General features: G+C 46.7%; 31 protein-coding genes. 23 read left to right on the forward strand and 8 right to left on the reverse strand.

Annotated elements, in window-relative coordinates; translation table 11 throughout:
* The first annotated feature begins 6 nt into the window (after nucleotides 1-6).
* Nucleotides 7-2079 carry a DUF5054 domain-containing protein gene (locus ACFQZR_RS03035; protein WP_379342735.1) on the forward strand — a complete coding sequence of 691 codons (2073 nt, stop codon included), beginning with the start codon at nucleotides 7-9 and terminating at the stop codon, nucleotides 2077-2079.
* A gap of 301 nt (nucleotides 2080-2380) precedes the next feature.
* On the opposite strand, the gene yjcZ (ACFQZR_RS03040) is transcribed toward ACFQZR_RS03035, so the two are convergent.
* Nucleotides 2381-2494 carry a sporulation protein YjcZ gene (gene yjcZ / locus ACFQZR_RS03040; RefSeq protein WP_379342737.1) on the reverse strand — a complete coding sequence of 38 codons (114 nt, stop codon included), beginning with the start codon at nucleotides 2492-2494 and terminating at the stop codon, nucleotides 2381-2383.
* Nucleotides 2495-2693: 199 nt separating this feature from the next.
* On the opposite strand from yjcZ (ACFQZR_RS03040), the gene ACFQZR_RS03045 reads away from it, so the two are divergent.
* From ACFQZR_RS03045 to ACFQZR_RS03060, 4 genes are all read left to right on the forward strand, one after another.
* A complete protein-coding gene (locus ACFQZR_RS03045; RefSeq protein ID WP_379342739.1) occupies nucleotides 2694-3434 on the forward strand; it encodes an MBL fold metallo-hydrolase in 741 nt (246 codons plus the stop codon).
* Nucleotides 3435-3879: 445 nt separating this feature from the next.
* Nucleotides 3880-4617: an SDR family NAD(P)-dependent oxidoreductase gene (locus ACFQZR_RS03050; RefSeq protein ID WP_379342741.1), complete on the forward strand. Its 738-nt coding sequence runs from the start codon at nucleotides 3880-3882 to the stop codon at nucleotides 4615-4617.
* A gap of 97 nt (nucleotides 4618-4714) precedes the next feature.
* Nucleotides 4715-5272 (forward strand): phosphoesterase, encoded by a 558-nt coding sequence (locus ACFQZR_RS03055; protein ID WP_379342743.1) that lies wholly within the window; start codon nucleotides 4715-4717, stop codon nucleotides 5270-5272.
* 49 nt (nucleotides 5273-5321) lie between these two features.
* The gene (locus ACFQZR_RS03060; RefSeq protein WP_018756637.1) at nucleotides 5322-5576 is read left to right on the forward strand and encodes a hypothetical protein; all 255 of its coding nucleotides are present in this window, start codon (nucleotides 5322-5324) and stop codon (nucleotides 5574-5576) included.
* Between the two features lie 17 nt (nucleotides 5577-5593).
* Here the strand turns inward: ACFQZR_RS03060 and ACFQZR_RS03065 are convergent, their stop codons facing one another.
* Together ACFQZR_RS03065 and ACFQZR_RS03070 are read right to left on the reverse strand one after the other, a co-directional pair.
* A complete protein-coding gene (locus tag ACFQZR_RS03065; RefSeq protein WP_018756636.1) occupies nucleotides 5594-5767 on the reverse strand; it encodes a hypothetical protein in 174 nt (57 codons plus the stop codon).
* A gap of 147 nt (nucleotides 5768-5914) precedes the next feature.
* Nucleotides 5915-6805, reverse strand: coding sequence for a LysR family transcriptional regulator (locus ACFQZR_RS03070; RefSeq protein ID WP_379342746.1), 891 nt, complete (start codon nucleotides 6803-6805; stop codon nucleotides 5915-5917).
* A gap of 111 nt (nucleotides 6806-6916) precedes the next feature.
* Between ACFQZR_RS03070 and ACFQZR_RS03075 the strand changes: the two genes are divergently transcribed.
* Together ACFQZR_RS03075 and ACFQZR_RS03080 are read left to right on the forward strand one after the other, a co-directional pair.
* Nucleotides 6917-7291 carry a CidA/LrgA family protein gene (locus ACFQZR_RS03075; RefSeq protein WP_018756634.1) on the forward strand — a complete coding sequence of 125 codons (375 nt, stop codon included), beginning with the start codon at nucleotides 6917-6919 and terminating at the stop codon, nucleotides 7289-7291.
* The gene (locus tag ACFQZR_RS03080; RefSeq protein ID WP_379342749.1) at nucleotides 7285-7962 is read left to right on the forward strand and encodes an LrgB family protein; all 678 of its coding nucleotides are present in this window, start codon (nucleotides 7285-7287) and stop codon (nucleotides 7960-7962) included. The genes ACFQZR_RS03075 and ACFQZR_RS03080 overlap by 7 nt, the downstream gene beginning before the upstream one ends.
* Before the next feature lie 109 nt (nucleotides 7963-8071).
* Here ACFQZR_RS03080 and ACFQZR_RS03085 read toward each other — a convergent pair whose 3' ends face one another.
* Together ACFQZR_RS03085 and ACFQZR_RS03090 are read right to left on the reverse strand one after the other, a co-directional pair.
* Entirely contained in the window at nucleotides 8072-8422 is a 351-nt protein-coding gene (locus tag ACFQZR_RS03085) for a hypothetical protein (RefSeq protein ID WP_379342751.1), read from the reverse strand.
* A gap of 91 nt (nucleotides 8423-8513) precedes the next feature.
* Nucleotides 8514-8852, reverse strand: a complete 339-nt coding sequence (locus ACFQZR_RS03090; protein WP_379342753.1) for a L,D-transpeptidase — start codon at nucleotides 8850-8852, stop codon at nucleotides 8514-8516.
* Nucleotides 8853-9030: 178 nt separating this feature from the next.
* Between ACFQZR_RS03090 and yjcZ (ACFQZR_RS03095) the strand changes: the two genes are divergently transcribed.
* Complete coding sequence (yjcZ, locus tag ACFQZR_RS03095; RefSeq protein ID WP_379342755.1) at nucleotides 9031-9135, forward strand: sporulation protein YjcZ; 105 nt, start codon at nucleotides 9031-9033, stop codon at nucleotides 9133-9135.
* Nucleotides 9136-9223: 88 nt separating this feature from the next.
* On the opposite strand, the gene ACFQZR_RS03100 is transcribed toward yjcZ (ACFQZR_RS03095), so the two are convergent.
* Complete coding sequence (locus tag ACFQZR_RS03100; protein WP_379342757.1) at nucleotides 9224-9670, reverse strand: hypothetical protein; 447 nt, start codon at nucleotides 9668-9670, stop codon at nucleotides 9224-9226.
* A gap of 13 nt (nucleotides 9671-9683) precedes the next feature.
* Nucleotides 9684-10406 carry a uracil-DNA glycosylase gene (locus tag ACFQZR_RS03105; RefSeq protein WP_379342759.1) on the reverse strand — a complete coding sequence of 241 codons (723 nt, stop codon included), beginning with the start codon at nucleotides 10404-10406 and terminating at the stop codon, nucleotides 9684-9686.
* Nucleotides 10407-10517: 111 nt separating this feature from the next.
* On the opposite strand from ACFQZR_RS03105, the gene ACFQZR_RS03110 reads away from it, so the two are divergent.
* From ACFQZR_RS03110 to ACFQZR_RS03135, 6 genes are all read left to right on the forward strand, one after another.
* Nucleotides 10518-10673, forward strand: coding sequence for a hypothetical protein (locus tag ACFQZR_RS03110; protein ID WP_379342762.1), 156 nt, complete (start codon nucleotides 10518-10520; stop codon nucleotides 10671-10673).
* A gap of 253 nt (nucleotides 10674-10926) precedes the next feature.
* Nucleotides 10927-11370, forward strand: coding sequence for a GNAT family N-acetyltransferase (locus tag ACFQZR_RS03115; RefSeq protein WP_379342764.1), 444 nt, complete (start codon nucleotides 10927-10929; stop codon nucleotides 11368-11370).
* A gap of 54 nt (nucleotides 11371-11424) precedes the next feature.
* Complete coding sequence (locus ACFQZR_RS03120; RefSeq protein ID WP_018756625.1) at nucleotides 11425-11664, forward strand: DUF3892 domain-containing protein; 240 nt, start codon at nucleotides 11425-11427, stop codon at nucleotides 11662-11664.
* A 184-nt stretch (nucleotides 11665-11848) separates the two neighbouring features.
* Nucleotides 11849-12052, forward strand: a complete 204-nt coding sequence (locus ACFQZR_RS03125; protein ID WP_379342767.1) for a hypothetical protein — start codon at nucleotides 11849-11851, stop codon at nucleotides 12050-12052.
* Nucleotides 12053-12203: 151 nt separating this feature from the next.
* Nucleotides 12204-12761 carry a stalk domain-containing protein gene (locus ACFQZR_RS03130; protein WP_379342769.1) on the forward strand — a complete coding sequence of 186 codons (558 nt, stop codon included), beginning with the start codon at nucleotides 12204-12206 and terminating at the stop codon, nucleotides 12759-12761.
* 104 nt (nucleotides 12762-12865) lie between these two features.
* The gene (locus ACFQZR_RS03135; RefSeq protein WP_018756622.1) at nucleotides 12866-13183 is read left to right on the forward strand and encodes a DUF1292 domain-containing protein; all 318 of its coding nucleotides are present in this window, start codon (nucleotides 12866-12868) and stop codon (nucleotides 13181-13183) included.
* Between the two features lie 155 nt (nucleotides 13184-13338).
* On the opposite strand, the gene ACFQZR_RS03140 is transcribed toward ACFQZR_RS03135, so the two are convergent.
* The gene (locus tag ACFQZR_RS03140) at nucleotides 13339-13758 is read right to left on the reverse strand and encodes a DUF1885 family protein (RefSeq protein WP_379342772.1); all 420 of its coding nucleotides are present in this window, start codon (nucleotides 13756-13758) and stop codon (nucleotides 13339-13341) included.
* Between the two features lie 223 nt (nucleotides 13759-13981).
* Between ACFQZR_RS03140 and ACFQZR_RS03145 the strand changes: the two genes are divergently transcribed.
* From ACFQZR_RS03145 to ACFQZR_RS03185, 9 genes are all read left to right on the forward strand, one after another.
* Nucleotides 13982-14272 (forward strand): DUF3055 domain-containing protein, encoded by a 291-nt coding sequence (locus ACFQZR_RS03145; protein WP_018756620.1) that lies wholly within the window; start codon nucleotides 13982-13984, stop codon nucleotides 14270-14272.
* Between the two features lie 138 nt (nucleotides 14273-14410).
* A complete protein-coding gene (thpR, locus tag ACFQZR_RS03150) occupies nucleotides 14411-14989 on the forward strand; it encodes an RNA 2',3'-cyclic phosphodiesterase (protein WP_379342774.1) in 579 nt (192 codons plus the stop codon).
* 225 nt (nucleotides 14990-15214) lie between these two features.
* Complete coding sequence (locus ACFQZR_RS03155; protein ID WP_379342777.1) at nucleotides 15215-16933, forward strand: cache domain-containing sensor histidine kinase; 1719 nt, start codon at nucleotides 15215-15217, stop codon at nucleotides 16931-16933.
* A gap of 112 nt (nucleotides 16934-17045) precedes the next feature.
* A complete protein-coding gene (locus tag ACFQZR_RS03160) occupies nucleotides 17046-18383 on the forward strand; it encodes an ABC transporter substrate-binding protein (protein ID WP_018756617.1) in 1338 nt (445 codons plus the stop codon).
* A 109-nt stretch (nucleotides 18384-18492) separates the two neighbouring features.
* Nucleotides 18493-19377 (forward strand): carbohydrate ABC transporter permease, encoded by an 885-nt coding sequence (locus ACFQZR_RS03165; RefSeq protein WP_379342781.1) that lies wholly within the window; start codon nucleotides 18493-18495, stop codon nucleotides 19375-19377.
* 13 nt (nucleotides 19378-19390) lie between these two features.
* Nucleotides 19391-20218, forward strand: coding sequence for a carbohydrate ABC transporter permease (locus tag ACFQZR_RS03170; protein ID WP_379342783.1), 828 nt, complete (start codon nucleotides 19391-19393; stop codon nucleotides 20216-20218).
* 34 nt (nucleotides 20219-20252) lie between these two features.
* Nucleotides 20253-21437: a response regulator transcription factor gene (locus ACFQZR_RS03175; RefSeq protein ID WP_379342786.1), complete on the forward strand. Its 1185-nt coding sequence runs from the start codon at nucleotides 20253-20255 to the stop codon at nucleotides 21435-21437.
* 18 nt (nucleotides 21438-21455) lie between these two features.
* Nucleotides 21456-24590 carry a beta-galactosidase subunit alpha gene (gene ebgA, locus ACFQZR_RS03180; protein WP_379343781.1) on the forward strand — a complete coding sequence of 1045 codons (3135 nt, stop codon included), beginning with the start codon at nucleotides 21456-21458 and terminating at the stop codon, nucleotides 24588-24590.
* Nucleotides 24583-25365 carry an SDR family NAD(P)-dependent oxidoreductase gene (locus tag ACFQZR_RS03185; protein ID WP_379342788.1) on the forward strand — a complete coding sequence of 261 codons (783 nt, stop codon included), beginning with the start codon at nucleotides 24583-24585 and terminating at the stop codon, nucleotides 25363-25365. The genes ebgA and ACFQZR_RS03185 overlap by 8 nt, the downstream gene beginning before the upstream one ends.
* Nucleotides 25366-25387: the final 22 nt, after the last annotated feature.

Genomic DNA, 25387 nt, shown 5'->3' on the forward strand with positions numbered 1-25387 from the left:
GCTAAAGTGAGTTCAATTAAGAGAGTCCATGTCGTATTCAAAACCCATCTAGATATCGGTTATACGCATATGGCTCAAGATGTCGTTGATCGTTATATGAACAGTTTTATCCCGCAAGCTCTGGATTTATCGGAGAAGCTCGCTCAAGAGGGAGGACCCGTCAAATTCGTATGGACGACAGGCTCATGGCTGATCAAGCAATTTTTGCAGACAGCATCAGAGCCGATGCGGGCCCGTATGGAGGAAGGGATTCGCCAAGGCAGAATCGTATGGCACGGCTTGCCTTTCACGACACATACCGAGCTCATGGATGAACGCCTTTTTGAGTATGGGTTATCGTTATCTCAAAATTTGGATAAAACGTTTGGCCGTACTACCATTGCTGCCAAAATGACGGATGTTCCGGGCCATACGATCTCGATGGTTCCGCTGCTGGCGAAAAGCGGCATTCAATATTTACATATCGGCGTTAACGATGTATCCAAAAATCCGAGTGTACCGAAAATGTTTGTATGGCGGGCAGCGGATGGTTCTGAAATTATAGTGAATTATGCCGATGCTTATGGTAAGCCTTTTCATCTGGAAGGTATGGAGGATGCGTTGTACTTTGCTCATACGCATGATAATTTTGGTCCTCCTAAATTGGAAGAAGTGAAAGCGCTCTACGATCAGCTGCAGCGTGATTATCCAGGTGCCGACATTGTAGCGTCAACCATGGATGCGTACGCAGAGAAGCTGCATGAGGTGAAGCATCGTTTGCCGATGATCACCGAAGAAATCGGTGATTCATGGATCCATGGCGCCGCCTCTGACCCATGGAAAATCGCGCGTTACCGTGAGCTGCTGCGTCTGCGCGACAAGTGGTTGGATTCAGGTACGCTTGATGTACAAAGCGAAGCATATGACCGATTCTGTGACTATATGATGCTTATTCCGGAGCATACTTGGGGAATGAATTCATCCGTGTATCTTGTTGATTTTACGAACTATTCGCCATCCGATCTAGCTGCCGCGAGGAAGCGGGACGTAATTGACGACGCGAAGTGGAAGAAATTCGATTACCTCCGTACCCAAGCAGCTCCAGATCGCCGCTTCAGCTATTATGAGAGCTCGTGGCAAGAACAACGCGACTACTTAAACCAGGCTCTTGCTGCCTTACCTGAAGCTTTGGCTGAGGAAGCGGCAAGAGTGCTCGAACAGCTTAACCCTTCGATCGACGGTTTGGCGTTCGACCAACCTGAGTCTCTACAGATCGGTGAATACTATGAGCTTGGAGCTTTCCGGGTCGCCTTCGCTTCGGATGGATCGATCTGTTCCTTGATTGACAAGAGCGGGAAAGTATGGGCCGATGAAGAGCATGAGCTGGGCAAATTCCGATATGAAACGTTCAGTAAAGAAAGCTATGATCGCTATTTCCAAGAATATGTGACCAATTTGCCTAGACATCACGGCTGGGCTGATAACGACTTAGGCAAGCCGGGGATCGAATATGTCGATCCTAAGCCAGAGCATAAGTTGTTTAAGGCGAGAGCCTGCAAGATTATTCTGGATAGACAGTCGGAATACGACGTTGTAAGTATCGATTTACAGCTAGCGGGCGATGTGTGTATGCATCATGGAGCTCCTCGGAAGCTGAACGTTATGTATAAATTCCAGCGCAGCGGTCCACATATTGAGGTTGAGCTGAATTGGCAAGACAAGCAGGCATCCCGCTTGCCAGAGGCGACTTGGTTCTCTTTTGCGCCGCTCGTCGACAATCCGAACATCTGGGAAATGGATAAGCTCGGGCGTCGCGTTTCGCCGTTGTCTGTCGTCAAGAACGGCAACAGGAATTTGCATGGGGTTCTAACAGGATTGTACTATGGGGGGGCGGACGGTACCGCGGTCATCGAAACATTGGATGCGCCCATCGTATGCCCAGGTGAGAGAAGAATTCTGGAATTCGACAACACGTTCGTTCCGTTGGACCGCGGGTTTCATTTTAATTTGCACAACAACGTGTGGGGAACGAATTTCATGATGTGGTTCGAAGATGATATGAAATACCGATTCCGGCTTACACTGCAATCGAATGAATGAGATTAAGCGGTTTGAAGGGATAGAATAATGTAAGGCAGGGGCGAAAATTGGATTGTACAATTTTCGCCTTCCTTATTTGGAGACATGAAACGCGATACAATGACGATTTCTTGGGATATTCTCATTTAGCAGCGGGTCATAGGTAAATAAGCTGCCTCCGGCATCATGCCGGGAGCAGCTTATTGCGTAGGGCTTTTATAATGGATCCAAGGGTTTGGACTAGCTCTCGATGCTTATCTCCATTGACGACAATAGACACTAAAAGTACTTAAGGGGCATTCTTAAGGGGCATTGTTAGTTATTAAATACCGAATCCGAAGCCACCCATACAACTGCATGCGACGATAACTAATAAGATGAACAATACAAGAATTGTACTAGTGTTTGTAAAAGCTCCACCAACTAAACCGGACATGTAAGCACCTCCCTAACTTTTAGTACTCGATATGTTATGAAGGCAGCTCTCTCTTGGTTTGGGTGATTGTTCCTAGTTATTCATAATTGTTTGCAATATTTAATTTTTAGCGTTAACCTTTCTTTAACTGGTTGTCGTAGCATTTGATGTCTGAGTTCGAATTACTTATATAAATGTTGCTTGGGATGGAGGTGTTGTTATGATTAATTATCAGTTACTTAATATTGAATTTGAGTTTAACGGACATAAACAGGTCATCACCCCGGTTCTGCTACAGGATGAACACGATACCATTCTCGTCGACTGTGGATATCCTAATTTTATATCTCTTCTTGAAGAAGCGGCTAACCGGAACGGCGTCAAGCTGGAGTCAATTACAAAATTGATTGTAACCCATCACGATATGGACCATTATGGATCACTTGCTTCTCTTAAGCAGCTGTATCCACATATCGAAATCATCGCACATGAGCTTGAAATACCGTATATTGAAGGAAGACAAAAGTCGTTGCGACTTGAACAGGCTGAATCAACGTATAATGATTTGCAGGCCGAAGAAAAACCGGGTGCTGAACAATTTATTCGCTTCTTACAGTCCTACGAGCCAGCTGCCGTTGACCGTTCGGTATCTCATGGAGACAAGTTTCCTTGGTGCGGCGGTATAGAGATCGTCCATACCCCTGGCCATATGCCTGGGCATATATCGTTATATTTGCCAGAGAGCAAAACTCTGATTGCATCAGATGCCGTCGTGATTGAAGATGGCACATTCAATATCGCTAATCCTAGCTATACCCTGAATCTAGAAGAGGCTGTCAACTCCGTTCAGCTGTTGCTTAACTACGACATTGAGCAGATTATCTGCTATCATGGAGGATTATTTCATGGGGATGTCAAGCCAGTGTTCAGGGAGCTCATTCATAAATATAGTGCAGGATAGGGCAGTAAATAAGGAGCTTGCGATATCGTAGGCTACGCAGCCGATTGAGTTGATCATTGTCCTACTAAATAAATTCAGGCTGCCGAATGAACCTTCATCGGTGGCTTTTTTACATTTCTGATGTCCGTGTAGTTGACATGGAGAAGAAGGTAAATGGCAGGAGTGAATCGAATTTATGAATCAGTTGAAGATTGAAAAAGCGCATATGTCTCGAAGGAAATCCAATCGATGCGAATAAAAGGATGTTAGAGTTTCTGTAAAATACATATCTCCGTCTTGAGATGGAAGCAACAGAATAGAATAATAAAGGGTGAACGCGGTGCAGTATTTAAGCGACGCTGAATTACTATAATGAGAAGATCTGGTCATCTAACTAAATCACATTCGTGAACGGTTGAACGTGAGCTCATATCATAGATATTTGATAACTATTGGAGGAGATGCAATGCGTCGGAATCATTTCATTATTACAGGGACTTCAAGAGGAATTGGTGAACAGTTAGCCAAAATGCTGCTGGAGCAAGACCACAAGGTCCACGGTATATCCAGAGGGGATTCTAGTCTAACGGAGTTTCAAAATTATACACATATTCATTATGATTTAAGTGATATCACGGGGATTGAGAACCTGATGGATACGGTGTTCAACCAAATCGATCTCCATCATGCGGATATGATTTGTCTCGTGAACAACGCAGCTATGGCAGAGCCGCTCAAGCCGATCGAGCAATGTACGCTAGGTGAGATCAATAAAAACCTCCAGATCAGTCTCATCGCACCGATGCTGCTAACCTCTTGTTTTATCAATTTATCGGAGAACGTACGAATCCGGCGTAAAATCATCAATATATCATCCGGTTCAGGCTCCTATCCCGCACCGGATATGAGTGTGTATTGCACGGCCAAGGCGGGCTTGAATATGTTCTCGCAATGTGTCGGCTTAGAGCAAGGTAGAAGCCAATTCCCTGTAGAAATTATTGCTGTAGACCCCGGCATGGTCGATACCGAGATGCAGATGCTAGCAAGGGAGAAGAACGCTCAAGAATTTGAGATGGCTAAATATTTTAAACATGCACATCAAACAGGACAATTACTCTCAACGGAAGCCCTGTGCAGACACTTATTGAACATGATTGAGAAAACATTCGAACCCGGTAAGCTTGTAAAATATACGGATGCCTAAGGGGATGTCCCATGAATAAGAACAAGAAATTAAGAGCAACCAGGATTCGGCAAGGCCGATTGTAATCGTTTCTCTTATTTTGACAGAAATCCAAAACATGTTAGACTCTATAGAGAAAGAAGGATTCGCGAAGGGACGTGACTTCATGCAACAGGTTTTCTTTACATCCGACCATCATTTTGGTCATCGCGGCATTATTGATTTTGAATCGAGACCCTTTCAGAGCGTTGAGGAAATGGATCCGTATATGATAGAGCGTTGGAATGCTGTCGTGAAGCAAGAAGATAAAGTTTTTCATCTCGGAGACTTCTCCTTCTGGAATCGTGAGCGGACCCGAGACATTGTCAGTCAGCTGAACGGTTATAAGCATCTGATCCTAGGCAATCATGATCGAGGGCGTTCGCGTACGTGGTGGCTAGATGTAGGATTTAATGAAGTAAGCGAGCATCCGATCATTTACCAGCAGTTTTTCTTCCTCACGCATGAGCCGATGTATATGAACAGACATATGCCTTTTGTGAATGTGCACGGACATATCCATGGCCAGAAGTATGAGGGGAAGAGTTATTTCAACGTAAGTGTTGAACACTGGGACTATCAACCCATTTCATTCGAACAGATTCGAGATTCAGTAGTCGTTAGTGAAGAGCAGTAACACAGCACAGCATCCCAGAGTGTTTAATGAAGATAATGGAGGATTTGAAATGAAAGAACAGCATATCGGACATGCAGAGCCAGGAGATAAAGTGAAGATTACGGGCAACACGAACGACCACCCATTCGAGATGGGTCAAGAGGTATTGGTTACAAGCTGGTATGACTTTGAACCGGCGGATGGGGAATTCGGGGTTGAGGTGTCAGAGCATAAGGAAACCGAGCACTGGTTCATACGACATGCGGATTATGTCATTGTAGAACGTGGCAGTCATCTAATTCTGGAAGACGATACTTGTGGTTAATAGCCAATGATTAGAGGTCAATTGACCTCTCCTTCCGTTTCGGTGTTCATGATCGTGCTGTAAGGCTTGTTGTCATAAGCATGATCAATATTTTGAATGAGTTGCTCGGTCTTCATGAGCGTTTTGTCCGCAAGACCGAGATCATATAATACTTTTGGATCGGTTACTTGGTCTAGATCATCATGTTTCATCACGTTGCTCCTTGTCTCGTCAAATGATTGAATTAGGATGCCCGAACGAAGAGAATATGATGTATTATGTACCTCGGAAAACTCTTGCAAAAAAGAGTAAAGAGCAGTCCAGCTGATAAATTTCATTGGGCCGCTCTTTTTTGCGTCTCAAGAAAGGATACCGAAATATTCTCTCGTAAAAGCAATCCATGCACGAGATGCCCGCGACAGGTAACCCACCCGACGCCAAGCCATCGATAGCTGCCAAGGTATGATTGGATTGATTAATGTAACCGCACGAACCTTCTCTGGGGAGAGCAGTCGGCAGATCGTATCCGGCAGCATGGCAATTCCGATATCCGCCCCCACCATTTCACCAATAAAATCCCAGTGCGAGCTCTCACTCACGATTTGTGGTTCGAATCCCACGGCACGGCATTCATGAATGATCCGTTCATGGAGCGCGAACTGGTGGCTAAATAGAATAAATCGATCTTGGGATAGTTCTTGCAGTTCAATGTGCTTACGTTCTGCCAGTGGGTGCGATGGATGCATGATGACTTTCAAGCGATCCTCGACGATTGGAAATGAATCGAACATTTCATGATCGATCGGCCGCAGTACAGCCCCCACGTCAATATCGCCTTCTTCAATTCGTTCTTCGATGCGTTTGGCGCCATCCTCCACCATGTGAATCGTGATCCCTGGATAGGTGGCTTGAAATTGCTTGATTACCATTGGAAAATAACTCGAACCTGCCATTGGCGGAATCCCAATGCGAATATTTCCTTTATTAAGGTAGGTCAAGTCATTAATTTCAGCCATCAGCTGGTCGAATAGATGCAGAATGGGTTCTGCATAGTTCATGATCGCGTCGCCCGCATCCGTTAATTTGATTTGTTTGCCCTCACGAACGAAGATTTCCGTATTCAATTCTTGCTCCAGGTTAATGATGGACTTGCTAATTGTCGGCTGCGTGATATGTAAGGATTCTGCCGCTTTCGTGAAGCTATTGCAGCGCACGATTTCTGTAATGTACTGTAAGTGCCGTATATCCATAGGGATAGACCTCTCTTCATAGCTAGATGGAATGAAAACCATAATATATATTCATTTTACCTATGAAAATGGAATCTGTATACTGAATACAGAGAGGGGATGGATTCATCCATGAGAACACTACTTAGAACCGTCATCCAAGTTCTATTTTTTATTATCGTAGCCAAAATATCGGATGCTTTTGCAGCATGGATTCATTCTCCTATACCAGGTACGATTATTGGGATCGCCGTATTATTCATTCTATTGAAATTCAAAGTGATTCGAATGGATTGGATCGAACAAGGGTCCAATTGGCTGCTTGCCGAGATGCTGTTATTCTTTATCCCTGCGGCCGTCGGGATTATTAATTACAAAAGCTTGGTAGTGGAGAGCGGGCTTCGTCTGACGATTACAATTTTTCTCAGTACATTAGCCGTGATGATCTGTACAGGACTTATCAGTCAACGGTTTGCAGCTAAGAAAGAAGGGAACAGCGAATGTTAGAATCGATTTTCTGGTTATTCATTACCGTGGCAATTTACTTTGCTTCCAAACGTCTATATAAGGCTTTCCCGAAAGTATACTTAACGCCCGTCCTGATCGTGCCTGTTATTGTGATCCTATTGATTCAATTTAGCGGCGTATCCTTCCAATCCTATAATGAAGGCGCAGGCTGGTTGTCCGAGATGGTCAAGCCGGCAACGATTGCTCTTGCGGTTATGCTCTACAAACATGTTGATGTACTGAAAAAGAATGTAACGGCGATTATCGTTAGTGTAGGTGCCGGGGCGATTATTGCCATTATTACTTCGGCGGGTATCGCGAAGATGTTAGGTCTCACCAAGGAAATTACGGATTCGGTTGCACCGCGTTCAACAACAACCCCAATAGCAGTCTCCGTATCGGATATGATCGGTGGGATTCCGACAGTGACTGCGGTGGCTACATTAGTTACGGGGCTGTTAGGTATGATTATTGGGCCGATGATCGTCAAATATTTTAGGATTCATAGCTCGGTCGCTCGAGGCGCTTTGTTCGGAACAAGTGCGCATGCCTGTGGAATTAGCAAGGCACTTGAATATGATGCTGTTGCAGGTTCTGTCGCGGGGATTTCGATGATGGCAACCGCCTTTATTACACTTGGCGTAGCTCCTTTTATTATGACTTGGTTTTAAGAACATGGTATGCAGCAGAACTGTTATTTCCATGCAATTAGCATAGCGGTAACAATTTTGGGCTTGTAAAAACGCCTCCCCGCACTGGGGAGGCGTTTTGTCTTGCATATTACTTTTTCTTATGGTTGACTCGAACAACTTCGTTCTGTTGATTGGCATGGAATCCCGGCTGTTGACCATAGAATGGCTCTCGGTGGCCTTCATGTCCGCCGCCGTGATGACCCTCGTGATGACCTTCGTGATGACCCTCGTGATGACCGTCGTGGAATCCATCATGGAACCCATTGTGGAAGCCATCATGGAATCCGCCAATAAAGATGGGGAAGAAGAGCGGTGTATAGCTCGGATAGTAGGAGTAAGGATACGGCGTTGGACAGTATGGATATTGATCGCAAGGATATGGATAAGGGTAGTACCCGGCGTAGTTAGGATCTTGATACGTCGTTGGAACATAGGTCATATTGATTCATCCTCCTGATTGTTGAGTATAGAATAACGTATGCTATTCTCAACACTCGGGACACTCGCCCGGAAAAGAATGGGCGAATGCCCTAGGGCCGAATCGTGACAGGTGTACCGATTGGAACCATTGAAGCCAGCTGCAAGACATCCTCATTATACATGCGAATACACCCATGCGAGACTTCATGGCCAATGGATGATGGATCATTCGTACCGTGAATGCCATAATGGGGCTTTGATAATCCCATCCAAAAGGCTCCGAACGGTCCTCCTGGATTCGGGACCTTGTTAATGATCTCGAATTCCCCGCTTGGCGTTTGGGTGACCATCTTCCCGACACCTACAGGAAATCCGCGTACCACGCGATCTCCATCTAATACATACAGCATTCGATCCGATAGATCAACGATAATGTGATATTGCGGCATTTGTTTACGCCCTCCTTTAACATAAAGCAATTCCTCTAGTAACAAGGTATGTCATTTCGAGTGGGAGGGATTAACCTATAAAAACAAATTCGATCTATATACTTGCCCATACATTCGAGCAGCAATCAACATACAATGTCTCGTGATTAATAATTCTTCTTCAGAGAGGGGGAGGAGTATGGGAGTAGTAGAAGAAAGAGGATTTGGTTTTTTTACTAGCACAGGTACGATTTTAGTGCTTTTCATCCTTTTGGTAATCGTAAGTTGTGCATGTATGATTTGATTACTGGAACAAACCTCTCCTACAACAAAAGGTAGCCGAATTCGGCTACCTTTTTGCTATGATTGCGCTCTTGGATTTGAGCGATTCCTTATTCATTTCTAGACGAGTGTTGAATGCCGATCATGGATTTGACGATAAACTGACATTCATCTTTGCGGAAAACGGTACCGCCTTGAATCGTAACTTCATGCTCCGTATGATGGATGATGCGATTCTCATGACAGATGAGTCGATCTTTATGCCAAATGGACACGGGGGATTGAAAGTAGATCGCATTATCGAATTGAACGGGATCGTGCATGACAAAGCGAACATTACCTGAGCGATAAGCAGGATCTTGCGCAAGTTCAGACCGCGCTTCCACAGGTTCCAACAGCTCGACTTTCGCGATTTGTGCGATCGGAATTCGAATGCCTTCGGGAGCGAGGGTAATCATCTCTTCCTGTTCGTTCCACTCACTTAGGGTCCCTTGAGCGGTAAGCTGCATCCGTTGACCATAATAGACCATAACTTGTTTTCCTACTAAATTTTTCATCGTACTAGCTCCCTTATGACCGAATCTTAGAGTTATCTTCTTTAATAGTAGCAAATATATCAAGATAATCAAGATTCCAATCGATTGGTGTTAGCCCTTGTTGTATAAGAAATTCATTCGTGCGAGAGAATGGACGACTACCGAAAAATCCTTTGCGCGCCGCAAGCGGACTCGGGTGTGCTGACGTAATAATGCAGTGGCGCTCAGAGTTGATGGTTTCGGCCTTTTGAATCGCATGGTTACCCCACAGAATGAAGACGAGTGGCTCTTTGCGCTGCTGAAGTGCATGCAGTACGGCATCAGTGAACCGCTCCCAGCCTTGCCCTTGATGCGATGCAGGGAGTCCGGCACGAACCGTAAGTACGGTATTTAACAGCAAAATGCCTTGCGCCGCCCAATCCGTTAAGGTTCCATGATCAGGGATGGAGCAAGACAGGTCTGCTTGCAATTCTTTATAGATATTTCGAAGCGAAGGTGGGATCCGTACCCCAGGTCGAACGGAGAAGCTCAGTCCATGCGCCTGCTCGGGCCCGTGATAGGGATCCTGCCCCAGAATAACAACCTTGGTATTCGCGAAGGACGTTAATCGGAACGCTTCAAATAGGTATTCCCTTGGCGGGTAAATGGTATCATGCTGATATTCTGCATCCAGCCACTCACTCAGCTCCTGCATGTAAGGCTGCTCTAATTCTTCATGCAGCTGCTGGTTCCAATCTTGCGGTAAAACAAAAGACATGGTGGGACTCCTTTCCAAAAACGGATAAAGCACGAGGTCGTCGGACTAATTCGCACCGATCATTCATAAAATTGTCATAAGTAGTGATTCTAGGTTAAGAGGAGGGTGCGAATGAACGAAGTTGGCGTATTTATCGGGTGGTTATTATGTTTCTCGATGTTAGTTGTCGGAGTCATCTGGTTGCTCGCAATCTTCATAAGTAGAGATAGCATGAAATATGATGAACAATTTGTCTGGCTAAGACGACTTACAGAGATTGATAAGTAAGTGTCCTACACGCGATCCTACTCTTCTTCCCACTTTCTCGAATAGGCTTTACGCGTTACCCACAAGGTGACCCATGTGATCAGAGCAATAATAATAATCGATCCAATAATTGCAGCTGTCATGGTGATGACCTCCCTTCACATTCAATCATTCGAGCTTTATACCCCCCAACTATACATCAAAAACATTCTTTTGTATAATCAGGAATGTTACAAATTTAAGGAAGTTCGATATCCAGGGTAGAGGTGAAGACATGGCAGCGCAAATTATTCAAGTCAAGACAGAAGAAGAACTCAATAAGTGTCTCTCCATCAGATTAGAAGTCTTTGTTCAGGAGCAGCAGGTGCCTGAAGATTTGGAGATTGATGAATACGATACACTCGCTGGCAAGGCTTATCATGTATTGCTCGAGCATGAAGGACAAGCGGTGGCAACAGGCCGACTAACCATCTATCAAGATCATATGGCGAAAATGCAGCGTATTGCGGTGAAGAAAGCGTATCGAGGACACGGATATGGACGTGTATTGCTGTTAGCTCTCGAACAAATTGCCAAGGATTTGGGTCTGAGTGACGCCATTTTAGATGCGCAGTGTCAAGCAGAGATATTCTACGCGAAGCTTGGCTATGAAGTCATATCGCAAGAACCGTTCTATGACGCCGGCATTCTACATGTTCGTATGAAAAAATCGCTGTAAGGTTATACTATCCTCGAACACACGACGACTATAGATCGAGGAGCGGATGTAACCATGGAAGCGAATCAACGTGAGACAATTGTAGCTGTTCAGAAAAATGGAGACGGTGATATTCGTCAATTCAAAACTTCATCCGGGCGCGTTCTGGAATACCAAGAAGCACTGCAAGCCGTTAAAAATGGAGAGATTGCTGGTGTTAACGCCTTTAAAGGGCGCGATGGCGAAATGTATATTCGTGGTGATGCTGATGGCGACCCATCGAATAACTTAGACAATTTGCCGACCTTCCAATAGAATTTTTAAAGTTTCGATAAATGGAAACGGAAAATTTCGATTTTATAAGCAGCAAATAGACGATCTGTGTGGGATATTTCCCATGCAGATCGTTTTCTTTTTGAACCAGCCGGGGCGAACATGGAACGCTCCCTTTTCATATGATGGAGGAATGAAGAACTTTGTATGAAAAGAGTTGATTCCGTTGGCCAAAGGGAAATCCGTCAAGAAGAAGAAAAAAACATCCGAGCGTGCGCAGTACACGATGCGAATTGTGACCTCGGACCGTTGTGAAGTCTGTAAGCAGCAGTGCGCGAGAGGGATTCGGTACATGGAACATATGCGTAAAGAAGGGTCAGTCGGCAAGGGGGTACCTTGTATTCTGACAAGAACATTAATTTCGAAATAATGCGAGCGGGAAATGGGGAAGCAAACCTTTTCTCTTCATTTCCCGGGCAACCGCAATAATCAACAATAAATTATTCTATTCTAGACCGCAACTCTGGCCTTTAATTGGAGTATATACAATCAACTGTCACAATATTGGAGGTCTATAATTGATGAAGGCTAGAAGAGTAATGGTTGTAGCACTTGCACTATCGCTGATGGGCGGTTCGGTTATTTTTGCAGATGCCATAACACAGAAGATTAAGATGGTATTTAACGGAGAAGAAGTAAGCGATGGCGCTATCATGATAGATGGAAAGACATACCTTTCGGTAAGCCAAGCCGGCGAAAAGCTGAACGCGATCGTCGAGTGGGATGATTCTGCGAAGAAAGTTACGGTAAATAAGCCGAATGTCCATATGCTCACGTTCTCAGGTAAAGATATTTTTGGAGTCGTGAAGCGCGGGGAATTCAAGTTCAATGTGCTATGTTCGGTAGATAATTTGAAGGTGGCAGCAGATGCGGTTAAGGTATCCATTATTGATCCTGCTGGCAAAGTGAAAGATATTCAGGAACTGGATCTGAAGGAACGCAAGGAATATTTCATGTTCCAAACACAAGAACTTACATACGACTTTAAGGCAGCAGGAAAGTATACGATTGCATTCTTTGTCAAGCCTTCGGGCGGGGAATACACACGCGTTGCTGAGAAAGAAATTACTGCGATCTAATCGCTTATTGATAGGGTAAAGGATTGAGAATTCGATGTTTGACCCTTGTCCAGGAACATGTTACGATACGAGGTGTACATAATAACTGAAAAGAGGGTTTACAGATGAGCGATCATAATCACGATCACGACAACTGCGGATGCGGTCACGACCACAGTCATGACCACGACCATGAAGAATTTGTACTAACATTAACGGATGAGAACGGTAAAGAAGTGGAAATGGTCCTCGTTGAAACTTTTAACTGTGACGATAGTGTATATGCTTTGTTGCTTGAACGCAGCAATCCAGAAGCGGATGGCGTCATTCTTCGTATGGAAGAAGAGGACGAGGAAATGGTCCTTTATAATATTGAAGATGAAGCAGAATGGGATCGCGTTCAGAAAGCTTATGAAGAGCTTGTTGCAGCGAACGAAGGCTAATTCAAACAACAAAACCCGTCAAGCAGATGCTTGGCGGGTTTTTCCATAATATAAGAATTTATAAGTTTCACAGATAAACTGTTCTTATATTTCTCGCTTAAACGCTTTACGTCCTTTGGAAAGACGCCGAAGGCGTTTATGCTTGACCGTTATCATTATTTGCGTGGATTGAAATAAAACGTTCTGCCGTTGAACATACGAAGCTGAGCTTTATTCGATCGCGCAATGTACTTGCAGAGTTCGTTGGCTTTCGCTTTGTCGCCATGCGTGGCTTCTTCGGGAAGAACGACCTGAATATAGTGGCGTTCTTGGTCATCTTCGACACGAGATCCTACACCGAATAGGATATATTTGTAGCGGGGAAGAGCGCCTTTCAAATAAAACCATTGCTTCTCTTCCCCAGGCCGCGTCTCAATCGTATACGGAAAGGCAGCTTCTGCATAATCCCAATCAAGCTGCTTGCCCGTTAGTGCCGTCTGTTCTTTGTAGTGAAGGAGTGATTGCTTCACGTCCTCCAGGGACATCTCCGTCACGGTAGATCCTTCAACGAATGTTATGTAAGCGCTTTGACTCATCGTTATACCACCTCAAGTCCTTATTGTCTCCCGGGTGATCCGGTTCCATCTTATCCCATTTGTCACAACAACATCATAGCATTTCGAGGTTCTTCTTGACAATCATTTCTACAATCAGGGAAAAAGGGGATTGCATGCCAAGCCGAACTCATGATAGAATTGTTTAAATAGTCTGAATATTCTGTAATGTAACTTTCGGTTCAAACGAGAGGAGGAATCTAGGATGTTCGAACATCTCTATGATGAAGCAGAGCAAACCAACGTCAATTTCATTGGATGTATTTCAGAAAATGCGAGGTATGATTTCTCAATCATTTACACGAATCACTTCTTCGGGAAGCCTCTTGTCGTCTGTATGCAGACAGGTAGATCAGCCGTGATCGGTACCGAGGATCTTAACAATGTCGATTATATTCAGAAGATGTTCCATATTACGGATCGTAAGGTTGGCGAGGATTTAGCTGTGTTGCTGAGATCGCGGATTCCTGTCGTTGGTGTGTCTGATCAATATTAAGCGATTACAATGAGGCCGGGGCATTCTACGTTCAGCGTAGAATCGTCCCGGTTTTTTCAGTTTTCAGTGCTATAGCTTGAAACGAACGATAAAGTCGCAAAGACTTGTGCACACTGATTAGTGGAGGTGATGGGAATAATGGACGTGTCGGAAAAAAGTGAAGCAGGACGATTGTTCATCGCTGTAGGTCTTGGAGAAGCGGCAAGTATGGAGCTGGAGCGCTGGCAAGCGGAGGCCGAACAGATTCTATCTTTTGCGAAATGGGTTCATCCCGAAGACTATCATATTACGGTACAATTTCTCGGCGATACAAGTCAGAAGGTGCTGGATCAGCTGATCCCAGCGCTGAAGGAAGCTGTTCGCGAAGTGGAGCCGTTCTCGCTGGAATTGAGCGGGACAGGCACCTTCGGAACTGCTAGCGCACCTCGTGTATTATGGGCGGGGGTTCGCGGGGACATCCCGGCGCTGGAGAATGTCGTGGCGTCTGTGCTCAAGGTGACAGGGCCGCTAGGGTTTATACCTGAAGATCGGCCTTATCGGCCTCATATTACGGTCGCGCGTAAATATACGGGACAAGCAGGGTTCGATATCGAGGGGACCCACATCCTCCAACCGATGGAGGAGATCGCATGGAGTGTCGATCATCTCGTTGTTTACAAGACACATATGCATCAGAAGCCGATGTATGAGAAGCTGGCATTGATTCCGCTGGCGTAAACAATTGCATGCGTATAGCATGAATGCTCCGGTCATGACCCTTATGGTCATGGCCTCTTTATTTTGCTCCAGCAGAGCCATTGACAGCTTGCCTGAGGATCATAGTACAATAGTAGCACCAATTTTAGATATGAAGATTCAAAATAATACGGATTGTTGTAAGCGCTTGCAATTTGTGATCTATTCATTGGATCATAGATTTCATTTTGAGAGGAGATCATTCGAATGGCATGGATGCAGCATGTTCGAAGCTTTATTTATTATCCAAGACGTAGTCTGCGGATGAAATTGTTCATATTCTTCGTGATGGTGGCGACGATTCCGCTGCTTATCTTGGGATACTTGTCTTTCTCCAAATCTTCCGAAGTGGTGGAATCCCAGATGGTACAGTACGGACAATCCACGATCACCCAGCTTCAGGCCCAAGTGGATGCCTATTCAGGACAGATGCAGGCAACAACACGGTTCATTTATTCGTACCTGCTGGATCCGATTAGTAACGTATTGGATGGAGAAGAGCCGACGTCTTATAGTCATTTTCTGGCACAGGAGAATTTCAATCGTCTCTTGGATTCCCACAAAACTCTAGATACGACAGGGATCTATGTGGTTACACCATCCGGTTATTATTATGGTTCGCCTCAAATTGATGTGGAACAGCTGATCAATCAGAAATGGTGGAAGGAGATCCCAGAAGACTATAAAGGCGCGTATTGGACGGGGATCCATGGGACAAGCCCGTACCTGGCTAGGAACCTCAATCTTCCGAAACAAGTGATCGGATTAGTCTTCCCGCTGCAAGGACAATATGGATCGCTGAAGAACAGCAAGATTGTCATCGAGATGGATGCATCAAAGCTGATGGATTCTTTTGACCTGATTGAACATAATCTACATTCCTTCCTGACCATAACCGATCGAAGCGGGCGCGTGATCTATCAGACGGCACAGAATCGAGAGAATCATAAGGATGATCTGGTCTGGAAGCAACAGCTGGAATCGAATCACTGGACGATTGAGGTGAGAACGCCATTTGAGCCTGTTTTTCAAGAGACACTGACGATTCGGTATTTCACGATTGCACTGATTGGGTTTGCGCTGCTGCTCTCCTTGCTCGTATCCTATCTTTTCTCTGCACGCATTACACGGCGAATCATCTCGCTCAAGAACAACATGCAGCTCGTCGGAATTGGCAAATTCCATTCCCGTATCGAACCGGAGACGGAAGATGAGTTAGGGCGTCTTGGCGGCAGCTTCAATAAGATGGTGGAGCAGATCCAGGAGTTAATTGAAGAAGTGAAGCAGAAGGAGCAGCTGAAGAAAGAAGCAGAGCTAAGGGCCTATCACTATCAGATCAACCCGCATCTACTTCTTAATACGTTAAATATGATCCAATGGCAGGCGAAGATGAAGGGTGATGAGGATATTCGAGGGATGATCTATCATCTGACCAAAGTATTAGAAGGAAATCTCGTCATTACGGAGGAGCTCATATCTATTCAACGGGAAATGAATACAGTGGACAATTACTTGAAGATTCAAGAGGTTCGTTATGGACATGCTTTTAGCTTCACATTTGATTGTGATGAGGCGTTGTTCGATTGCTTGATCCCGCGAATGACGCTGCAGCCCCTGCTGGAGAACACTTTTTTCCATGGATTTGAAGATGGGCAAGGGAACATTACGCTTCAGATCACACCGGATGGGGAGGATCTCGTACTCGTGCTCGAAGACGATGGGCAAGGAATTGAGGAGACACGACTGAAGATGCTGTTGCGAGAGAATCAGCCGCGCGCTCTCGGAGGTGGAGGGCTCGGGTGTTTTAATGTGGATCAGAAGTTCAAGCTTCATTTTGGCCGCCAATATGGGATGTTGATTACTTCAGAAGAACACCATGGAACGCGAATAACGATTCGTTGGCCACGAATTGTAGCAACTTCGTGAACTCCAATCGAACAAATTGGCAGGTTATAGCTAACAAAATTCCGTGTTAAAGCGCTTACAGTCCTTATATAATGAGGACAAATAAACGACAGCGCCTAAGGGGGAACGAGCTTTGAAACCAAAAAAACGAATATTTTCGACGCTTCTAAGCATGGTTCTATTGGTTAGTATCGCGTTGACTGGCTGTTCTGGCGGTTCTGGAGAGAAGAAAGCAGAAGAATCTGCTGCTGGCGGTGACGCGGGGGAGAAGACGAAAATTGTCGTATGGATTTGGGAAGATGCCAAGAATGTCATTGATCTCAACATGCCGGCGTTCAAGGAGAAATACCCGAATATCGATGTGGATCTGCATGTCCTTGCACAAGCGGATGTCTATCAGAACTTCCTGATCGCAGCGAGCTCCGCGGATAAGGTGCCGGATATCGTCAACCTGGAATCGCATCGATTGTCTCAAATGATCGAGACGGGCGGGCTGCTCGATATCAGCGACAAGGTCGCGCCTTATAAAGACAAGATGAATGCGTATAAATGGGCAGATGCGATGAAAGACGGCAAAGCTTATGCGATGCCTTGGGATAGTGGTCCCGTCGTGATGTTCTATCGTAATGATTTATTCAAGCAAGCGGGGTTGCCTTCCGATCCGAAGGAAGTTGCGGAACAGCTCAAGACGTGGGACGACTACAAGCGATTTGCGAAGCAGCTCAAAGAAAAGACAGGCGTCGCGATCATGGCGGATTCCAAGACCAAAACGGACGGGACAATTTTCCAAGAAATGCTCTGGCAGCATGATCAATGGTTCTTCGGTAAAGATGGCTCGGTTCAAGTGGATAGCCCCGAATTCATTAAGATTGGACAATATTTCGTCGACATGATGAACGCAGGCTATGTGAACGAGGTGGAGCCTTGGAGCGATGCATGGTACAGCTCCTTCCAACAGAACAAACAAGCGACGATTGTAGGCGCTTCGTGGTATGACGGATTGCTTCCAAGCTTGATTGATCCGAAAGGTGCAGGCAAATGGTCCGTTGCGCCAATGCCGAAATGGTCCGCAGATGACAAGTACAGCAGTGCAATCGACGGCGGATCGAACCTTGCAATCAACAAAAATTCGAAGCACCCAGAAGAAGCATGGAAGTTCATCGAATTTATGTTAGGTAACGATGCTTCGCAGCTCAAGATGATGGAAGGCGGCTTGTTCCCATCCCTTGAGACGACATATCAAGACCCTGTGTTCCAAGAGAAAGTACCTTACTTCAACGATCAACCTGTACGCTCGCTCTATGTGGATGCGGTGAAGAATGCAACGCCGATTACCTATACGAAGGATTACCCGCTAGCGAATGAATTGATTCGCAATGCGTTCGCAGAGATTTTCCTCGATAAGAAATCCGTTGAAGAAGTATTCAAGAAGACGGCGGATCAACTGAGACAGAAAACTGGGCGTAAATAAAGACACGTGCAAGGAACTTCATAAGTAACGGGATGGAAGCCTTCAGATTCAGACTTCATCAGTGCACGAGGGATGATGACGAAGGCTTGACATCTTGGGGGAGAGTCTCATGCAGAATTTGTATTGGAAGTGGCAATTCAAATCAGCGCCTTATTGGTTTATTGCTCCGTTCGTCATTTGCTTCATCATTTTTGTATTCTTACCATTTTCGTATTCTGTGTATCTCAGCTTTACCGAATGGCATGGGCAGGAGACGAAGACCTTTGTCGGTCTTGCGAATTACGCCACTTTGCTGAAGAGCGGTGACTTCTGGCAGTCCATTGTGAATAGTGTTCTCATCTTCCTGCTCTATGTACCCATCATGTTGGCGCTTGCACTTATCTTCGCCGCATGTCTTAGCACCTCATGGATGAAGTGGAAAGGATTTTTCAGAACGGTATTTTTCATTCCGAATATTACTTCCGTCGTCGCGATCTCCTTTGTGTTCTTGCTGATCTTTAACGCTGACCAAGGAATTCTCAATCAAATATTGATGTCGCTGGGACTTCTCGATGAGCCGATTCGGTTCTTGGAGACGCCATGGTGGGCACGGGTATCGGTTGCCATTCTGGTAATATTCCGCTGGACCGGATACAACATGATCCTGCTGCTCGGCGGCATACAGAGCATTTCGAAATCGCTATATGAAGCGGCCAAGGTCGACGGGGCGAACGGCATTCAATCCTTCTGGCATATTACGCTTCCGCTGATGCGGCGACTACTCGCTTTCTGTACGATTCTCTCGACACTGGGGACGTTCTCGCTCTTCACGGAGCCGTTCATCCTGACTGGCGGGGGGCCGAACATGGCGACCACGACGCCGGTGGTCCTGATCTACAACGAAAGCTTCAAGAACTTGAATATGGGGTATGCCTCGACGATCTCCATCTTCTTCTTCATTCTGATGATGATTCTCTCCTTGGTACAGCTTAGACTGTTCCGGGAGCATGATTAGGAGGCGATGGATCATGAGAATTCAGACGAGAGCATTGTCCATCGTCATGTTGGTAGTATTCCTTGGGATTGCAGCAGCGTTTCTGTTCCCGTTCGCATGGATGATTAGTTCATCGTTCAAGGAAAAGAGTGAAATCTTCGCGAATCCGCCGATTTGGATTCCTACGAAGCTGCATTTCGAGAACTTCACGCAATTGTTCACGGAGAAAAACTTCGGACGCGTCATTCTGAACAGCTTGTTCACTGCGATTACGGGTACCGTCGGCGGGTTGTTCTTCTGCTCGATGGCAGGGTTCGCCTTCGCGAAATACAATTTCCGGGGCAAAGGATTGTTATTCGGTCTCGTACTCGCCTCGCTCATGATTCCAATGGAATCGAGCTTGGTACCACTCTTCGTCATTTACCGCGATCTTGGAATGATTGATCAACTGTGGGGCGTGATTCTACCGCGGCTCACGAGCGCATTCGGTATTTTCTATATGCGGCAGTATTGCATGACGATTGAGAATGAATTGCTTGAAGCTTCCCGGATCGACGGATGCTCCGAGGCGCGGATTTACTTCCGTATTGTCGCTCCGATTTTGATACCTGCGTTCGCAAGTCTCGGGATTATCTTCTTCGTGGAAGAGTGGAACAACTTCTTGTGGCCGACTATCATTCTGCGGTCCCAAGAGAACCTGACCCTCGCGGTCGCCATTCGTGCACTGCAATCGGGTGTTCGGACGCCGTATAACTTGATCATGTCAGGCTCAGTCATCAGCGTTGTGCCGATGCTGCTCGCGATTTTTATATTCCAGAAGCAGATTATCGCCGGGCTGACAGAAGGCACGTTAAAAGGATAATGTACTGCACTTACGGGTGAGGAGGCGTTGTCACTTGACTATTCGGAACATGAAGGTACTCATCGTCGATGATGAATTAATCGTCCGCCAAGGACTTCGGGCTACAGTGGATTGGGGGCGGTACGGGATGGAAGTCGTCGCGGACGCACCCAATGGACTTAAAGGTTGGGAAGCTTTCTTACAATATAAGCCAGATGTCTTGATCACAGATATTGTGATGCCGAAGTTAAACGGGCTCGAACTCGCTAGAAGAGTGAAACAAGCTGCGAGCGAGACCCAGATTCTCCTGCTGAGCTGTCACGAGGATTTCTCGTATGCGCAGCAGGGGTTTCGCATCGGCGCATCGGGTTACGTCCTCAAGACAGCGATGGATGAGGAAGAGCTCGGATATTATCTGCAGCAGTTCGAGCAGCAATTCCGGCAGCGCAGTCAAGAGAACCTGGAGCTGTCGAACGAGGCCAAAGATCGCCAGGCACAGATTTATTCGTGGCTTGGCGGCTTCACCTCTGATATTGATGAACACCTGCTAAGGTGGTTCCAAACCGATTGGGCATGGATGAAGGAAGGCTGCCGAATGTATTTGATTCGGACCGATTCTGAGCAGATCCTGGATCAGATTGACTGGTTGGGGATGGAACAAGCCGTAGGGCAACCGAACGAACGGATCCCATGCGGGAAGGGGCGCTATCTATTCTTGTGTAGGGCAGAGGCCGATGACTTGGTCTTGTTCCGGCTCAAGTCCGCGAAGAGCTTGAATAAGAAGTTAACTTGGCAGGCTCAAGGCCCCATTCAATCACATGAAGAGTGGGTTCGCAGCATTATGCAGTTGTATCGCCAGGATGAGCTGTGGAGGAAATACGACGTATGGAATGATTCATGGCCAGAGCCCATTATGCATGCTGTGCAGTTGATTCTGGGGGATGAGAGTAACAGCATGTCTGTTGCTGAACTCGCGGATACGGTCGGCTTCAGCCGCAGTCATTTCAGTACCTTATTCAAGCGGGTTGTCGGCGAGAACATTATTGACTTCCAGAGCAAAATGAAGCTTCACAAAGCAGAGTATATGCTGCTTACCACACTGATGAGCGTGAGTGAGATATCAGATCATCTGGGCATGATCGATGCGAATTATTTTAGCAAATGGTTCAAACGTGTTACGGGGCTATCCCCGAGTCAATATCGATCCAGTAAAAAGAACGTCATAAATGAACTGACATAAGGAGGAAGACGCGCTGTGATGAACAACAACACGGTACAGCTGAATGATTGGGAGAACTTAGAGGTATTAGAACGAAATCGAATGAAGAGCCGCACGTATTTCCACTCGTATGCCGATGCGACAACTGCATTATCGTATGAGCGGGGCCAGTCCCCTTGGTACCAACAATTAAACGGGATGTGGAAGTTCTATTTCGCTGAAGCGCCGCAGCTTGCACCTGAGTTCTATCGGGCGGATTACGATGTAACCGGATGGGACGCGATTGCAGTACCGGGACATTGGCAGCTGCAAGGGTATGGCAAGCCACATTATACGGATTTATTGTATCCGATCCCGGTAGATCCGCCGCGTGTGCCATCGGAAAATCCGACAGGATGCTATCGCAGAGACTTCTATGTGCCCAAAGCTTGGGATGGCAGACAAATAATCCTTCGGTTTGAAGGTGTAGATAGTGCTTTCCATCTGTGGGTGAACGGTGAAGAAGTAGGCTACAGCCAAGGCAGCCGGATCCCATCCGAGTTTGATATAACCAAATATGTCCAATCAGGCCATAACCAACTATCGGTTAAGGTCTATCAGTGGTCCGACGGGACTTATGTTGAGGATCAGGACATGTGGTATATGAGCGGGATTTTCCGGGATGTGAGCCTTTGGGCGCGTCCTGAAGTGCAGGTTCGCGATTTTACGATTCGCACGGACGTGACGGAGGATCATGGGCAAGGTACGCTGCATGTAGAAACGAATCTTGCGAACTTAACCGGTCAAGTTGCGTCGGGCTATCAACTCCGCTGTGTGTTATGGGACGCGCTACTGCAGACCGAGTTGGGCACGGCCCGCGTAGAGCAAGTTGTGATTCCTGCTGGTGGAGAGATGGACATTCAGGTTCAGCTCGAAGTGGCAAATCCATTGCTATGGTCCGCGGAGTCGCCGAATTTATATCATGTATTGATCTGCTTGGAAAATGAGCAAGGCGAATGCATCGAATGCATTCCTTATCGCGTCGGCTTCCGTACCATTGTGATCAAGAAAGGCAACTTCCTCGTGAACGGCATTGCGATTCAGCTCAAAGGGGTAAATCGCCACGATCATCATCCGGAACTTGGTCGTTATACGCCGCGAGAGACGATGCTTCAAGACGTGATCATGATGAAGCAGCATAACATTAATGCCGTTCGGACTTCGCATTATCCGAATGACCCTTATTTCTACGATCTATGCGATGTGTATGGACTGTATGTCATGGATGAGGCCGACCTCGAAACGCATGGCTTCGAGCCGCTCGGTAACATTAGCAAGATCAGTGATGATCCGGCTTGGAGAGAGGTCTACGTTGAACGGATGGAACGCATGGTGGAGCGGGATAAGAACCATCCGAGCATCATTATGTGGTCGATGGGGAATGAGTCTGGCTACGGCTGCAACTTCGAAGCAATGGCAGCTTGGTGCAGAGCGAATGACCCGACACGCATCATTCATTACGAAGAAGATCGCGAAGGGAAGTCCGTCGACGTGATGAGTACGATGTACTCGACCTGCGAGAAGCTGTCCACCCTCTGTGAAGCAGATCTCGAAGTCTCAGAGGACATTCGCAAGCCTCGTATCATTTGTGAGTACGCGCATGCGATGGGCAATGGACCGGGTGGATTGAAGGAATATGACGACGTATTCCGCAAGTATAAGGGCCTGCAAGGCGGATTCATCTGGGAGTGGATCGATCATGGGATTCAGCAGATCAATGACAAAGGTGAAGTGTACTATGCCTACGGCGGCGATTTCGGCGATGATCCGAACAATTCGAACTTCTGTATCGACGGGTTAGTGTTCCCGGACCGTACGCCTTCGCCAGGGCTTTTGGAATATAAGAAAATCATTGAGCCCATCTTTACCGAAATGGTGAATGCGGAGCAAGGGCTGCTCGTAATTGAGAACCGTTATGACTTTATTGGACTTGATCATTTAGAGCTGAACTGGTCGATTCAGATCGAAGGCGAAGTACGTCAGAGCGGTTCGCAGTTATTGCCGAACGTACAGCCGGGCGAGAAAGCGGTTATTACAATACCTTACGATGTGAAAGCTCTGACTTCACGCGTGGACACGACGGGGTATCTGACAATTCGCTATGCATTGCATGCCGACTGCGCATGGGCGAAGAAAGGCCATGAGTTCGCGACTGCACAATTCGAATTACCAGTGTTAACAGAGGCGGCTGCGGTAACGACCAACTATCATGAACCTATTCAAGTGGAACAGGCGGGTCAGCGTCTCGCCGTGAAGGGTTACAATTTCGAGCTTGGATTCGATCTCGTACGCGGAAAAATAACGTCTTGGCAGTATGAAGGACATGCGATGATCGAGGACGAAATGGGGCCGCTGCTCTCCTTCTGGCGCGCACCGATCGATAACGATATGTACGTTGTGCAAGATTGGCGCAAGGCTTATGTGCACAAGATGACGCACCGCATCGACCATGTGAAGTGGGAAGCACTGAGTCCTTCATCGCTTCGTATTGAAGTACAAGCACGTGTGGCACCGATCGTAAGCGACTGGGGTTTCCACGTCACGTATGTCTACAGCGTATCCGGTGATGGACATGTGCAAATGAATGTTCAAGGTTCACCAATCGGCACGCCGCCGAAGATGCTTCCGCGCATCGGGCTTGAACTGCGCATACCAGGCGCGATGGATCAAGTCGCTTGGGAAGGCAGAGGACCTGGAGAGTCGTATTCGGACAGTAAGCAAGCGAATCTGTTCGGGTTCTATAAATCGACAGTGGATGATTTATTCACGAATTATATTTACCCGCAAGACAACGGGAACCGTACCGATGTGGCATGGGCGTCGCTCACGAATAAGCGTGGCATCGGGTTGTTCGCAGCAGGTTTGCCGCAGCTCCTCGAGTTCAGCGCGCACCGCTACACGAATGAAGATCTGGAGCAAGCGAAGCATACGACGGACCTCAAGCCGCGTGAGACCATTACGCTGCATCTCGATTACCGCCAGAATGGTCTAGGCAGCAATAGCTGCGGTCAGCCGCAATTGCCGCCGTACGAGCTTCGTCCAGAAGCATTCCAATTCGGTATGATTCTGAAGCCATATTCGAATCAAATGATTTCACCATCTACTTTGCGAAAGGGGTTCAACGAACATGAATAATACTGCTAATATTTTACGCCTGGATTCAAGAGTTGCTGTCGTCACAGGAGGAGCTTCCGGTATTGGATTCGCAACAGCGGAGATGCTCGCGGAGTTTGGTGCGAATGTCATGCTGCTGGATATTAATGAACAGTTCGGTGAGCAAGCGGCGGCGAGAATTCGTGAGAATGGAGGTCAAGCGAAGTTCTATCGCTGTAACGTGACTTCCGGTGCAGATTGCCAGCAAGTGGTTGACCAGATCAAGAGTGACTTCGGACGTATCGATATTCTATTTAACAATGCAGGTGTTATTCGCCGGAAGACGGTGGTCGAACTTGAAGAGCAGGATTGGGATCTAGTGATGGACGTGTCGCTGAAAGGTGCATACCTTCTGTCCAAATATGCCATTCCGGTCATGGCTGCGGGTGGTGGCGGAAGTATCGTGAATACCGGTTCCGGTTGGGGACTGAAGGGCGGCGATCAAGCTGCGGCTTACTGCGCAGCCAAAGCGGGCGTCGTTAACCTGACGAAAGCCATGGCGATTGACCACGGTCCGCAAAATATCCGCGTGAACTGTGTATGCCCAGGCGATACGGATACGCCGCTCCTTCGCGATGAAGCAAAGCAGCTAGGCAAAGAGGAGAAATCATTCCTCGTATCTTCGGCATCCGGACGCCCGCTAGAACGTCTAGGCACACCGCGCGATATTGCAGGTACCGTATTATTCTTAGCAAGTGATCTGTCCAGTTGGGTAACAGGCAGTGTTGTTGTCGTTGATGGCGGCGGCTTAGCATAACAAATAACGAATGAGGTGATCG

Origin of the sequence: Paenibacillus sp. GCM10027629 (assembly GCF_042676425.1) — a bacterium.
Lineage (GTDB): Bacteria > Bacillota > Bacilli > Paenibacillales > Paenibacillaceae > Paenibacillus_K > Paenibacillus_K terrigena.